Annotated in this window: 15 protein-coding genes; 3 read left to right on the top strand and 12 right to left on the bottom strand. The window is 42.9% G+C overall.

Annotated features, from left to right (window positions below; translation table 11 throughout):
- Positions 1–55: 55 nt before the first annotated feature.
- From ald to BLV00_RS22520, 3 genes are all read right to left on the bottom strand, one after another.
- A complete protein-coding gene (ald, locus tag BLV00_RS07755; protein WP_093044146.1) occupies positions 56–1,177 on the bottom strand; it encodes an alanine dehydrogenase in 1,122 nt (373 codons plus the stop codon).
- 163 nt (positions 1,178–1,340) lie between these two features.
- Positions 1,341–2,132, bottom strand: coding sequence for an SDR family oxidoreductase (locus BLV00_RS07750; RefSeq protein WP_245728900.1), 792 nt, complete (start codon positions 2,130–2,132; stop codon positions 1,341–1,343).
- Between the two features lie 876 nt (positions 2,133–3,008).
- Positions 3,009–3,137 carry a hypothetical protein gene (locus BLV00_RS22520; protein WP_281242996.1) on the bottom strand — a complete coding sequence of 43 codons (129 nt, stop codon included), beginning with the start codon at positions 3,135–3,137 and terminating at the stop codon, positions 3,009–3,011.
- A 118-nt stretch (positions 3,138–3,255) separates the two neighbouring features.
- On the opposite strand from BLV00_RS22520, the gene BLV00_RS07745 reads away from it, so the two are divergent.
- On the top strand, positions 3,256–3,705 hold the full coding sequence (locus tag BLV00_RS07745) for a universal stress protein (RefSeq protein WP_093044142.1): 450 nt from the start codon (positions 3,256–3,258) through the stop codon (positions 3,703–3,705).
- A gap of 17 nt (positions 3,706–3,722) precedes the next feature.
- Positions 3,723–4,034, top strand: coding sequence for a hypothetical protein (locus tag BLV00_RS07740; protein WP_093044140.1), 312 nt, complete (start codon positions 3,723–3,725; stop codon positions 4,032–4,034).
- A 43-nt stretch (positions 4,035–4,077) separates the two neighbouring features.
- Here BLV00_RS07740 and BLV00_RS07735 read toward each other — a convergent pair whose 3' ends face one another.
- From BLV00_RS07735 to BLV00_RS07705, 7 genes are all read right to left on the bottom strand, one after another.
- Positions 4,078–4,590 carry a MogA/MoaB family molybdenum cofactor biosynthesis protein gene (locus BLV00_RS07735; RefSeq protein ID WP_093044138.1) on the bottom strand — a complete coding sequence of 171 codons (513 nt, stop codon included), beginning with the start codon at positions 4,588–4,590 and terminating at the stop codon, positions 4,078–4,080.
- Entirely contained in the window at positions 4,580–5,422 is an 843-nt protein-coding gene (locus BLV00_RS07730; RefSeq protein ID WP_093044136.1) for an EcsC family protein, read from the bottom strand. Before BLV00_RS07730 ends, BLV00_RS07735 begins: the two co-directional genes overlap by 11 nt.
- Positions 5,423–5,550: 128 nt before the next feature.
- Positions 5,551–6,738: an acetate kinase gene (locus BLV00_RS07725; RefSeq protein WP_093044134.1), complete on the bottom strand. Its 1,188-nt coding sequence runs from the start codon at positions 6,736–6,738 to the stop codon at positions 5,551–5,553.
- A gap of 129 nt (positions 6,739–6,867) precedes the next feature.
- A complete protein-coding gene (locus tag BLV00_RS07720) occupies positions 6,868–7,854 on the bottom strand; it encodes a class I SAM-dependent methyltransferase (protein WP_093044132.1) in 987 nt (328 codons plus the stop codon).
- Between the two features lie 155 nt (positions 7,855–8,009).
- On the bottom strand, positions 8,010–8,510 hold the full coding sequence (gene tpx / locus BLV00_RS07715) for a thiol peroxidase (RefSeq protein ID WP_093044130.1): 501 nt from the start codon (positions 8,508–8,510) through the stop codon (positions 8,010–8,012).
- A 97-nt stretch (positions 8,511–8,607) separates the two neighbouring features.
- Positions 8,608–9,069, bottom strand: a complete 462-nt coding sequence (gene ytfJ, locus BLV00_RS07710; RefSeq protein WP_093044128.1) for a GerW family sporulation protein — start codon at positions 9,067–9,069, stop codon at positions 8,608–8,610.
- A gap of 36 nt (positions 9,070–9,105) precedes the next feature.
- Positions 9,106–9,666 carry a DUF2953 domain-containing protein gene (locus tag BLV00_RS07705; RefSeq protein ID WP_093044126.1) on the bottom strand — a complete coding sequence of 187 codons (561 nt, stop codon included), beginning with the start codon at positions 9,664–9,666 and terminating at the stop codon, positions 9,106–9,108.
- 151 nt (positions 9,667–9,817) lie between these two features.
- On the opposite strand from BLV00_RS07705, the gene BLV00_RS07700 reads away from it, so the two are divergent.
- Positions 9,818–10,621, top strand: a complete 804-nt coding sequence (locus BLV00_RS07700) for an NAD kinase (protein ID WP_093044124.1) — start codon at positions 9,818–9,820, stop codon at positions 10,619–10,621.
- Between the two features lie 293 nt (positions 10,622–10,914).
- Here the strand turns inward: BLV00_RS07700 and BLV00_RS07695 are convergent, their stop codons facing one another.
- Together BLV00_RS07695 and BLV00_RS07690 are read right to left on the bottom strand one after the other, a co-directional pair.
- Positions 10,915–12,507, bottom strand: coding sequence for an amidohydrolase (locus BLV00_RS07695; RefSeq protein WP_093044122.1), 1,593 nt, complete (start codon positions 12,505–12,507; stop codon positions 10,915–10,917).
- A 162-nt stretch (positions 12,508–12,669) separates the two neighbouring features.
- Positions 12,670–12,870, bottom strand: coding sequence for an alpha/beta-type small acid-soluble spore protein (locus tag BLV00_RS07690; RefSeq protein ID WP_028783467.1), 201 nt, complete (start codon positions 12,868–12,870; stop codon positions 12,670–12,672).
- Positions 12,871–12,942: the final 72 nt, after the last annotated feature.

Below are 12,942 nucleotides of genomic sequence, written 5' to 3'. Positions count from 1 at the left end.
TCCGATGCTATCAAAAACAGCGAGGAAAACTCTAGCTGCCCTCGCTGTTTCATTATCACTCATATTCTAGTAAGGTTTCAACATCTGAGTATTCAAGCTGGTGTGCTTCTGCGACAGCACGGTAAGTTACAAAACCATTCAATGTGTTGATTCCTTTACGTAACGCTATATTATCCTGGCATGCCTGGCGGTAGCCTTTGTTAGCCAGTTGCAGCGCGTATGGAATCGTCACATTCGTCAGGCCAATGGTCGAGGTCCGTGGTACAGCACCCGGCATGTTTGCAACGGCATAGTGCACCACACCATGCTTTTCATACGTAGGATTGTCATGGGTAGTAATCCGGTCGGTGGTTTCAAAAATTCCTCCCTGGTCGATTGCCACATCCACAATGACTGAACCTTTCATCATGGACTGTACCATCTCATCGGTGACAAGCTTCGGGGCTTTAGCTCCAGGAATTAAGACAGCTCCAATCACTAAGTCTGATTCTGCCAGAGATTCCTGAATATTCAATGGGTTCGACATGAGGGTATTAATTTCTGAACCGAAGATATCATCCAATTGACGCAAACGTTCCGGGTTCAAGTCGATGATCGTGACATCCGCACCGAGACCCATCGCTATTTTCGCTGCATTTGTCCCGACAACTCCTCCGCCGATAACAGTGACTCTCCCGCGTCGAACCCCAGGAATTCCTCCCAGCAGGATACCTTTCCCTCCATGAAGCTTCTCTAAAAATTGCGCCCCTATTTGTGTAGCCATCCGGCCTGCAACCTCACTCATCGGTGTCAATAAAGGAAGCGATCCATTATCCAATTGGACTGTTTCGTAAGCAATGCTGACTACTTTACGGTCAATCAATGCTTTTGTAAGTTCTGGCTCTGGCGCCAGATGGAGATACGTAAATAAAATAAGTCCTTCATAAAAATAATCATACTCGTCAGGAAGTGGTTCTTTTACTTTCATGACCATTTCCTGGCTCCACGCCTCTTGAGCTGTGTCTACGATAGTAGCCCCTGCTTCTATGTATTGGGTATCCGTAAAATTCGAACCTACTCCCGCATTGGTTTCCACATACACATCATGACCTGCATTGGTCAAAGAAATAACACCAGCCGGAGTCATGGCCACACGGTTTTCATTATTTTTTATTTCTCTAGGTACTCCGATTTTCATATTCATAACCTCCCAATCCATTGTTCTAGGACGCTTGTCCTCCCCTTCTCACAACCACTATACCATTATTTCTGAAAAGGGGATAGATAACGCAAATGTAAGCCTTTACATTGTAACAAAAAACTCGTTTTTTCACATTTAATTTCGACAAAGAATATACGAATCACCGGTGACGATGAATGACATCCAGGCCGCCTGTGACTTCGTAAACTGCTCCAGTGATCATATCGCTGTCTTCTTCACATAAGAATTCGATCGTGCGTGCGATATCTTCTCCGGTACCTGATCTTCCGATGGGTGTATGTTCATCCCGGATTTTTTTACTTTCCGCAATGGTCGCTTCCTTCATCTCCCCCATAATATTTCCAGGGCAAACCATGTTTGAGGTTATTCCATTCTCAGCTTCCTCAAAAGCAATTGTTTTCGTTAGCGAAACCAGCCCAACTTTGGCTGCTGCAAAAGCAGATCGGTAGATCCATCCGGAAGCTGCCCCGGCCCCCTGGAAGCCGTAATTGATAATACGACCGAATTTCTGCTTTCTCATATAAGGAGCTACCAGCTTGAATAAATGAAAAGATGCATCCAGATTACCGCGTATCATGGCATCCCATTCTTCCTGAGTATAATCCAATAATTTTTTTCTTTTAAAAATATAAGGGCCGGCATTATTGATCAAGTAATCAATTCTGCTGAAGCGGTCGATGGTCTGCTCAACAAGCTCTATCAAATCCTTCTTTTTAGTCACATCTACCTGGATGATTTGAATGCGATCATGATGTTCGGGCCAATCTTCCAATAGTTGTTCCGCTTTATCACGGTCCGTTCGATACGTAACGGTGACAGAATGTCCCATTTCTAAAAAGCGGGTGGTCACCATTTTACCTAGCCCTTTAGTTCCTGCGGTAATGAGGGCATGTCGCACAGCTATTCCTCCTTCAGTTTTTACAATTGCGATTATTTTATGTAATGATTCTATTCTTGTAGCAGTAAAGCTTTACACTCCATCTCTACTTTACTACAGATAATGATATCGGTTCACACCTAATGCTTTTTCTGTCGCTTAATTCTGCTTTGGCTTCGGGCTTGAGGAACCGAGGAAAGAAAGTGAATTCCCTCACCATCATTGCAGCTTGTTTATTCTTAGGATTTGTTAAACGTTGGTGTTGATCTTTCATAAAAGCCTTATTCAACTATTGGGCCTAATTATGGAAGACTCAGTTTCGAAATGTTTGACTGAATACCGGTCCGGAGGGGAACGACTCCCTTTCCGCAGGCATGCGCTGAGCCTCCTCAGACTTCGTCTTCCGGGGTCTCACCTGTCATTTTCATCCCGCAGGACTTTGAAATTTCACCCTGAATTAACCCACGCACGAAGGAAATGCGTAGCATTTTCGAGGAGTCTCGCCGTTCCCCTCCGAACCTGGCCGTAGAAAGTTCTCGAAATACCACTTGTGTAAACCGCGCTATGATAATTTTGAAAGAAGACTTTGCCCCCTTTAATAAATGGCTCAAAATAAAGCTACACACACGAAGAGACCGTTTATTACTAAACTGGTTGGATGGGAAGGGAAACGATGAGACTCCTGCGGGAGAAGGGGCTAGGCGAGATCCCACAGGGCTTTAGCCCGAGGAAGCTTGCCAGATCGCAGGAAAGCGAGTCGTTTCCCGGACCATCCCATTACTCTTATGGTAACGGACCACACTATCTCGTAACTGAGTCTTCAGCAAAAGAGAGCTTAACTATAAAATCAACACGGAGAGCAATAGGACTTCATAGAAAGGCAGCAAGGAGAAAAGCTTTTCCTTGCTGCTTTCCCAATGAGAAAGTACCTTATTCCTCCCTTTTATTCTTTTTCTCTTTCATCCGCGGAAATTCGACACTCCCTGACTGATAACTTTCATTGATTCCTTCCAGAGAGTCTTCCTCAACTTTAGGACTTTTCTGCTGGTCTTTATCCATGTAGGCACCTCCCTTTATAATGTTCACAAAAATGTATGTTTTCATGTTTGACAACGTTTACATTAACAACATTCCGCATGTTATAATAGAAGTATAAATAAGGAAGGGAGCGTTCCATATGTCATTCGAATATAGTCACATTGTAGTGGCAATTGATGGTTCTAACGCTGCTGAATTCGCTTTTAAAAAAGCAATTGATATTGCTAAAAGAAATGATGCCCAATTAATTCTATCCCATGTCGTGGATACCCGTGCGTTTGCTACGGTTGAAGCTTATGACAGATCTCTTGCTATCCGCGCGGAGGGCTATGCTAAGGAGTTATTGGATGAATACCAGGATAAAGCGAAGGAAGCTGGGGTAGACAATGTCACCATTGACATTGAATATGGTTCACCTAAAATAAAAATTGCTAAGGATGTAGCCCCGAAATACAAAGCAGACTTGATTATCTGTGGGGCCACCGGTCTCAATACAATGGAACGCTTCTTTATCGGCAGTGTTTCTGAACACATTACCAGATATGCTAAGTGCGACGTACTTGTAGTGCGGATGCCAGAACAAAAATAACCGCTGCAGGAGGTTTTATGGAACAATATTTCACTTATGATCCAAGGCTTCACCTTTCTATCCCGGATCTACCTCGTCCTTTTTATACGTTTACTCAAAGGGAACAAGCTTTGATTTTAGCAGTATGGGAAAATCACCGTGGGGAAATTCCTGATAAAATCAAGAAGCTGGAAAAAGATATAGAAAACTGTCTTGCACGGCTCAATAATGAAGAAGACTTCGAAGCATCCTGCCGGTTGAACGACCGGATCAGCCAGCTTGCTTCGATGATCAATGACTTATGGATCTGGTACAGGACAAACCCTGTCATCACTGCTAAAACCAGTTAGAAAGACCCTGCCGCTTAGGTATAAGAGGCAGGGTTTGTTTATTTTAAATATCTTTTTGTATTTCCCGGATTACATGGCTGAGCTCTGGGAGAATCAATTTATTCATCGCAAGTTTAACTGCCCCACTTGAACCAGGCGTGGAGAAAATTGCCGTATTTCTGCTGACACCTGCTATCGCCCTGGATAAAATGGCTGCTGATCCGATGTCTTCTGTATAACTAAGCATTCGGAAAATTTCCCCGAAGCCCGTTATTTCTTTATCAAATAGTGAAGCGACCGTTTCAATAGTCACGTCCCGCTTCGCGATTCCTGTACCTCCATTGGTAAGTATCGCTTCTACCTCCGTGTTATTACATCCAGATTCTACTGCTTCCTGAATTGCTTGTTCTTCGTCTTTTACGATACGATGGTCCACGATGTGATGACCTTTGGAAGTCAATAATTCAATCATCAACTTCCCGCTCTTATCCGTTTCTTTTGTTCTCGTATCACTCACCGTGATAATCATGCATGCTATTGATTTTTTTGCTTCTTGTTTATGCTCCTCAACGGACATCTTCCCCCTCCTCTTCCTTTGCTAGTAAATATCGATATTGGTAAAATCTCAACGCGAATTCTGAAACCCGGCGTGTCAAACGGTAATTGACAGTGGCTCCTACTGTCATGCTGACTAAAGGTAGTCCTTGGATCAGCTTTTTGCGAAACATTACGATAAACAGTGATTTGAGAATTTGCTTAAGAGGCTGCTCCAGCCAGGATTCATCAGTAAGGTCATCTGCACCCTCAAACACATAGGGGTGGTTGTCATTCCGTACTTCCTCCACCAGCTCTTCCCATGCCTCCTCTTGCATCCTTTTGGGCAAGGTAGCTGCGTGGAAGACACGCAACGACAGCATCATCTCATAAGGATGGTTCATTTCGTGACCGAATGACAAACCGATCATTTGGACCGCACGCAAATTCATTCCCATCATCAATGGAAAATCCAAACCAAACAAAAGCAGGCCGCCAGTTCCAGTCAACCCTCCCTGGGCAAAAGAATACAGCCTGATCCGTGATATTTGCTGCTGGGCGATATATGTACGTCGGTCGATAGATAAGACCTTCAAATCAGAAATATTTTCTATTTGATTATCAAAAACTCTGCCGACCGTGATGATACGTTCCCTTGCTTCATTTTGAAAAGAAGTGCCTTGAATAAAAGCATGAGTATGAAATAAGTAATTATCTAAATTACGGAAAAAGACCTGTTTCCATTTAGAATCGAGACCATCAAACATTTGATTGACCCACGCATCATACATACGCTCAAAATCATTGGGCTGGTAATCAGTATGGTTCCTTCTCCATTGCTGGATATCCCTGCTCACTTTATTTCCATCGCTCATCTTATTGCCTCCCATTCTCCTCTTATGCCTATTCTTATTCTAGCTCGAATAGGAAAAAAATAAAATCCATTCGCAAACAAAAAACCAAGCGTCCCGTGCGTTTATAAACGGAACACTTGGTTTTATTATTAACTGGATAGACGTACCGTATCTCGTGCGATCATGACTTCCTCGTTAGTTGGAATGATCATGACTTTAACAGGAGAATGCGGATAGTTTACAAATGCTTCTTTCCCACGTACCTGATTTAAAGATGGATCCCAGTAAACCCCCATGAATTCTAAGCCTTTCAAGACACGTTCACGAATGGATGTACTGTTCTCTCCGACACCTGCGGTAAAAACTATGGCGTCTACACCGTGCATACGCGAAGCATAAGACCCAATGTATTTATGAATGCGTGCTGCAAATACTTCCAGGGCCAGCTCCGCACGCTCTTCTCCTTCTGAAGCTTTTTCTTCGATATCCCGAAGGTCACTGGAGAAGCCGGAAAGTGCCAGCATACCACTTTCTTTGTTCAACACATTCATGACTTCAGCAGCAGACTTCCCTGTTTTATCCATGATGTAAGGAATCAAAGCAGGGTCGATATTACCGGAACGTGTACCCATCGTTACACCGGCTAATGGTGTGAAGCCCATGGATGTGTCGATCGATTTTCCGCCTTCAATAGCTGCGATGCTCGCTCCATTACCAAGGTGGCAGGAAATGAGGCGCAGCTGTTCAACCGGAAGACCTAACATTTCAGAGGCACGTTCAGATACATACTTATGAGAAGTACCATGAAAACCATATTTACGGATGCCATATTTCTCATAGTATTCATATGGCAGGCTGTATAAATAAGATTGTTCTGGCATGGTTTGATGGAAAGCAGTATCAAACACAGCAACAGATGGCACCTCAGGAAGTACTTGCTTGAATGCCCGGATACCTGTCAGGTTGGCTGGGTTATGCAAAGGAGCCAATTCCGACACCTCTTCAATTTCCTGAATGACTTCCTCAGTGATCACAACAGAGTCACTGAAACGCTCCCCTCCATGGACGACACGGTGTCCTACTCCATCAATCTCATCCAAGGATTCTATGATGCCTGTAGAAGTTAATTTATCCAACAGCATTTTAACTGCTTCCGCATGATCAGGAATATCTTGTGTGGTCTTAACTTTTTCTCCGCCCACTTCTATTGTGAAAATAGAATCGTTGATTCCGATTCTTTCTACTAAACCTTTAGTTATTACTGTTTCTTCCGGCATTTCAATCAGCTGAAATTTCAAAGAAGAACTGCCGGCATTGATTGCTATGATTTTACTCAAGGTATTTCATCCCCTTAAATTAGGCTCTCTAGTTTCATTCCATTACCATTTAATCACCCGGCGTTGACATTTTCAAGGTGCAAGGGTAAATGGTAACGTTTACGCAATAAAATCTTTATTTTCTCATAATTACGAAGAATGATTTTTTTCGAACCACTGGTTGATTTGTGCAAGAATATCAGCCATAGCATTATGATTTTTAAATGATGGAAGCTTGGCCAGTAGCGCTTCTTTCGGTGCTTCAGTACCTTTCCCTTTCTTTTGCAGGACCAAAATACTTTTAGCATGTTTTTCTTCTTTAAATAGAGCCTCTGGCAGCTGCAACATTCCTACAATATGTGCATGCTCTCTCAAAAAGGCATTCAGCTGAGTAGCCTGGTCACTCTCGAATAAAAAGTTAGGGATGACAAACATCAAATAGCCTCCCTGCTTTGTATAACGTAAGCTTTGTTCAATGAATAAATGATGGGCGTAGGAATATCCCTCTTCTGCTTTCAGATTATATTCTCCCGCCTGGACATCATCCGGGTAGTAGCCGACAGGCAAATCAGCTAAAACGAAGTCTACCGGCTCTAATAAAAATGGACGTAAGCTGTCCTGATGAAAGAATTCGATTTCTGTTTTTTGCAGATTGGCGTTAGCAAGAGCTAGTTTCATTAACGTTTCATCAACATCACTGCCATACGCAGCAACCTGCTTGTCTAACTGATTAAGTACAGCTGTCAAGAGGTTGGCTGTACCACAGGCAGGGTCGAATATCCGTATCTCTTGTGCATCTTTGAATAACCGTTGGGTAAGATACCCCATAAACATGGCCACCGTATCTGGAGTGATAAGGTGCTGTTGCTGGGTAGCGCCTTTCATTCCTTTTAAAATGGCCAACTGTGTCGCTTTTCGGATTTCTTCTTTCTCGAATTTGTTCAAATCGATGTCTTTCAGGTGCTTTTCCAGTTGCTGTTTCAGTAGATCAGCCATATCATCAAATGGTGCATGGTGGTACAGAACATCCAAAGCATCTGCCACAGATTCTAAATATGTGGTGTTTTCTTGGTATTCTATTGCTGTAGCAGCTTCGTCAATCCATTCAAATAATTCTTCTACATGTGTTTGTTGCATCAAACTGTTCCTCCTTACTGTTCCCCTGTACGTCGCTGTGATTCAAAGTATAAAAACAAGCAAATGGCGCATTCACTTTAAGAAATGCGCCATGTTGGTCTCTACGATATCTTATTTACTATCCGATCATACAATTTAGCTGTAAGCCAGTCAACTTACTTGGCTTGTTCTACTGCAGCGATCGCTGACTCATAATCCGGATGGTTCGTTGCTTCACTGACATATTCAACATAAGTGACCTTATTTTCTGAATCGACAACGAACACGGAACGCGCCAATAGACGAAGTTCTTCAATCAACACACCATATGCTTTTCCGAAGGAAGCATCACGATGATCAGACAATGTGTCTACATTTTCAATACCTTCAGCACCACACCAGCGCTTTTGAGCAAATGGGAGGTCCATACTGATAGTCAAAACTTTGACATTACCCAGCTTTGTTGCTTCTTCATTAAAACGACGTGTCTGCTCGGCACAAACGCCAGTGTCAAGAGAAGGAACTACACTGATCAGTTTAACGCTGTCTTTGTAGTCGTTAAGGGTCACTTCACTAAGATCATTGGCAAGCACCTTGAAATCTGGAGCCTTGTCCCCTACCTTAACTTCTTCCCCTACAAGTGTAACTGGATTTTCCTTAAAAGTGATTGAAGCCATTTCCTCGTCCTCCTTGCTTTTTTAAAACTTATCAAGCCCAAAAAAAAACTGCCTATCTTTATTATGAAGGCAGTTTCTAAACTTGTCTAACGTTAACCTATAAAAGATCGGAAGAAGGACGTCTGGATTGTTGCTGACTACTGCTATTGCCACCCTTTTGAAGCAGTTCTTGAATTTTTTCAATGACAGGCGGTGCTAAATCCAACATTCTCTCGTAAAGGTGGGTTTGTTCGTTCAGATGGATCATCTGAACTCCCTGTTTTCTGACAACTAAAAAGGCGATTGGAGTAATGGAAACCCCGCCACCGCTGCCACCGCCAAATGGCAATTCTTCTTCTGATTGCTCCTGGCTTTGACCATCCTGACTTTGTTGCCCGCCGTTTTTCGCTTTGAATTCGCTGCCCCCGGCAGCAAAGCCGAATCCAACTCTGGAAACCGGGATGATGATACTGCCATCGGGCGATTCAACCGGCTCTCCGACAATTGTATTGACATCAATCATTTCTTTCAGACTATCCATTGCTGTGGTCATCAGACCTTGAATCGGATGCTCATTCATGCTATTACCTCCTGCTTATCATCTGGCTTTTTCAGGCTATCTGTTCACGTATCGTAACCACACATATATAGCCTTACCAAGCCGGAAAGAAAATATACCATCTGCAAGTATATGAAAGCATGGCACTTGAAAGGAAGGCTCAACCCGGAAATGGGCAGGTTTCTTTATGATGAACAATTGGTTGATCAATTGTTCCAGGAGGGAAGCAACCGCCATCAATCCACCCGCAATGGAACCAGTCGACGAAGCGTTTCCTGTACCTACACGCATGACACTATTCATTTTATGTACCGTTACCGCTCTCCCCATTTGCAAGAACTGATGCACGCCTAACTTCCTCTTCTTAACGTCTGTCGATTTTTGTTTCCATAACTCTTCTGCTTTTTTCTCTACTTTTGCCAACTCCGTTTCACTCTCTACAATACGGTTGAAATCGATATATTTGCGATATACAGGTAGAAAACCCAAATAAGCGACTAAAGTAAGCCGCTTGTCGATAGGCAGGATTTCTAATTGAAACCGGAGCGATATTTTAATGAATAACAACCCCACCAGTATGATCATCAACAATAATAAGGCAATCCAAATCCATTTCATGAGGCCTCACCTGCTTACTAGTATCAGCATTAGCCCAAACGAATAAACATTTTTCTATAATAATTTCCATACAATAGGTGGCTTCGTAGCATTTCCCCTTACTAGCTGGAGATGATAAAATAAAGAGTACCAAATAGAGGGAGGCATACATATGTCGAATAACAGACAGAACCTTTTTTTCTATTATCCACCAAACGAAGAGCTTGATACAAAGCTCCAGCCATTATTTGAGCTTGCTGAAAAAAATGGTTTTACCATATTGAATGATGCGAAAGATGCAAATATCATTATCAGTGTTGGAGGAGACGGAACATTCCTTCAAGCTGTCAGAAAAACAGGATTCCGCCAGGATTGCCTGTACGTAGGTATCCGAAGAGAAGACGAAGCAGGTCTATACTGTGATTTTAATATTGACGACTTTGACACGATGGTCGACTCCATGGTCAATGCCGACTTGGAAGTCAGAAGATTTCCGGTTATTGAAGCGACCGTCAATAATGAATCCACAATGCTCTGTTTAAATGAATGCAGCCTGCGTTCAACATTAATCAAAACAATTGTGGTCGACGTTTTTATCGACGATCGTCCATTCGAGACATTCCGTGGTGATGGTTTAGTGGTAGCCACACCAACTGGAAGTACTGGTTACAACAAATCAACCAAAGGTGCTGTGATCGATCCGAAGCTCCCTTGTTTCCAGGTAAGTGAAGTCGCGTCACTGAATAATAATCGTTACCGGACACTTGGCTCCCCATTTGTATTAAGTGGAGAAAGGACACTGAAGTTACATGTCCAGCAGGATGGTAATGATTATCCAATCATTGGTATGGATAATGAAGCGTACTCCATACGTAACATTAAAGAATTGTCCATTAATCTGAGCGACCGTGTCATCAAGACTGTCAAAATGAAAGATAATACTTTCTGGGATCGCGTTCAACGAACCTTTTTATAATACAATAAAGGCCTGGCACTAACTAAACGTGCCAGGCCTTTATTATTCACTCTGTTAAACGTTGTTGGATTTTTATAAGAGCTTATTCAAAGTCCTATGGGATTAAAGTACATGGTAAGATCCCGCAGGGCTTTAGCCCGCGGAAGCCCACCGTACTCCCATGGAAAGCGAGTGATTTCCCGGACCTCCTAAGGCTCTTAACCGTAACGGAAACAACTTATCTCAAAACTGAGTCTTCATGTAAAGGGAACTTAACTGTAAAATCAACTTTAAGATTTAACAAAGCCTTATTACTAAGTTCTTTGATATACAACCTCTCCATCTACTACCGTCATCGACACATTCGTATCGACAATTTCATGGGCTGCAAGCGTAAATAGGTCTCGATCTAATACAGTGAAATCTGCAGTGTACCCCTCTTTTATCTTGCCTCGGTCGTGTTCATGTTTGATAGCAAATGCACTTCCGCTTGTATACAGGGAAATCGCTTCATACATAGACAGCTGCTGGGAAGGATTATAGACTTTCTGATCATAGCTTGCCCGCCGTTCGACTGCGGCTCGAATTCCCAACAGGGGATTGATCTCTTCGATCGGCGCATCTGACCCTCCTGCGCAACGAATACCTTTATCTAATAAGGTTTTCCACGCATAAGCATCCTTCAGACGATGCTCACCGATCCGGTCGATTACCCAAGGGAAATCTGAAGCGACAAAAGTTGGCTGTAAATCCAATATGACATTCAAGCCGGCCAATTTCTCATATAATTCATCGCGCATTATTTGTGCATGAATAATACGGTCCCTTTCGCCGGTAGACAAAGGGTTTTCCCGGAGAATATCTGCAATTGTCTCAACTGCCTGGTCCCCAATTGCATGTACGGCTACAGGCATTTGTTTGTCCCTGGCCTGACGGATAAGTGTTTCTAGTGATTTCTTTTCATGGATGGCTACACCGCGATTCAGTGGATCATCTGCATAAGCTTCTGATAGCCAGGCTGTCCTTCCTCCAAGGGCCCCATCTGAGAATATTTTCATGGCACCTAGTTCAACAAAATCCGTTCCACTTTTAAACTTATATCCGTTGTCATGCATATCTTCCACGACTTCATGATGTACCAATAAATGAGCCCGAAACTTCAATCGCTTCTCATCGATGACTGTCCGAAAGGCATCAAAAGTTTTTTGAAAACCACCATAGTAATTTAAGTCTTCACTATGGCCGCCAACCAGACCATTCATGTGCATATCATTTACCGCTAGTTTCAACGCCCGTTCCAGGTATTGGGGAGTCACTTCCGGCATCGCTTGTTTGATTAGCTCCTGTGCTTGATCATGAAAGTAGCCAAGCGGTTCTCCGAGTTCAGAGCGAACAATCAGTCCACCTTGAGGATCGGGGGTAGCAGCAGTTACTCCGCCGAACTCCATCGCCTTTGAGTTGGCAAGCAGTGCATGTCGGCAAATCCTTGTCAGCATCATAGGATGATCGGTAGTGATCTCATCCAGTTCATCTTTATAAATAATCCGCTGGTCTTCCCATTGATTTTCATTCCACCCCTCACCAATGATCCATTCTCCTTTAGGAATCTGCTCGGCATGCTGACTCAATGCCCATTTCACTTCCTCGGCAGATTTCATAAAAGACAAATCCAGCCGTTGAAGACGCTCGCCATGGCCAATGATATGTAAGTGACTATCCACAAATCCCGGATACATGACGTGTCCCATCAGGTTATATTCTTTCGTCAACTGTTTTTCATATGTATGATACAGCTGCTGGCTGTTTCCTACTGCGATAATTTTTCCATGATCTGTAACTACTGCCTCTACCCATTCGCCTTCCTTCTCCATTGTATATATTTTGCCACCATACCATAATTCCGGCATAATATCGTCTCCCTTCTTAATAAAGCATGTTTGCTTTCCCGGTCAAACTAAGAGTAAGCATAACCGTTTTACAGACTTAATAGTTAAAACACCATATACTTATCATAAAGAAAAGCCTTGCTGAAGAACAGCAAGACTTTAGCCATACATATAATTTTTTAGTTATTGTTGTCCACCAAATTGTTGCTCAGCTTGTTGAACCAAGCGTTTAGTGATTTCACCACCAACAGAACCGTTGGCACGGGAAGTTGAATCTGGACCAAGTTGAACGCCGAACTCTTGAGCGATTTCAGTTTTCATTTGATCCAAAGCTTGTTGTACACCAGGTACTACTAATTGGTTTGAGCTATTGTTGTTCGCCATGTTGTTTCACCTCCTCGTTACTTCTATCATGCGTAACGAGGATTTTTTTCATTCAAATCTTACACTGGTATT

Origin of the sequence: Thalassobacillus cyri, from assembly GCF_900107755.1 — a bacterium.
GTDB classification, from domain to species: Bacteria; Bacillota; Bacilli; order Bacillales; family Halobacillaceae; genus Thalassobacillus; species Thalassobacillus cyri.
Note: the sequence above shows the minus strand (reverse complement) of the source record. Positions and strands in the feature narration are given on the sequence as shown.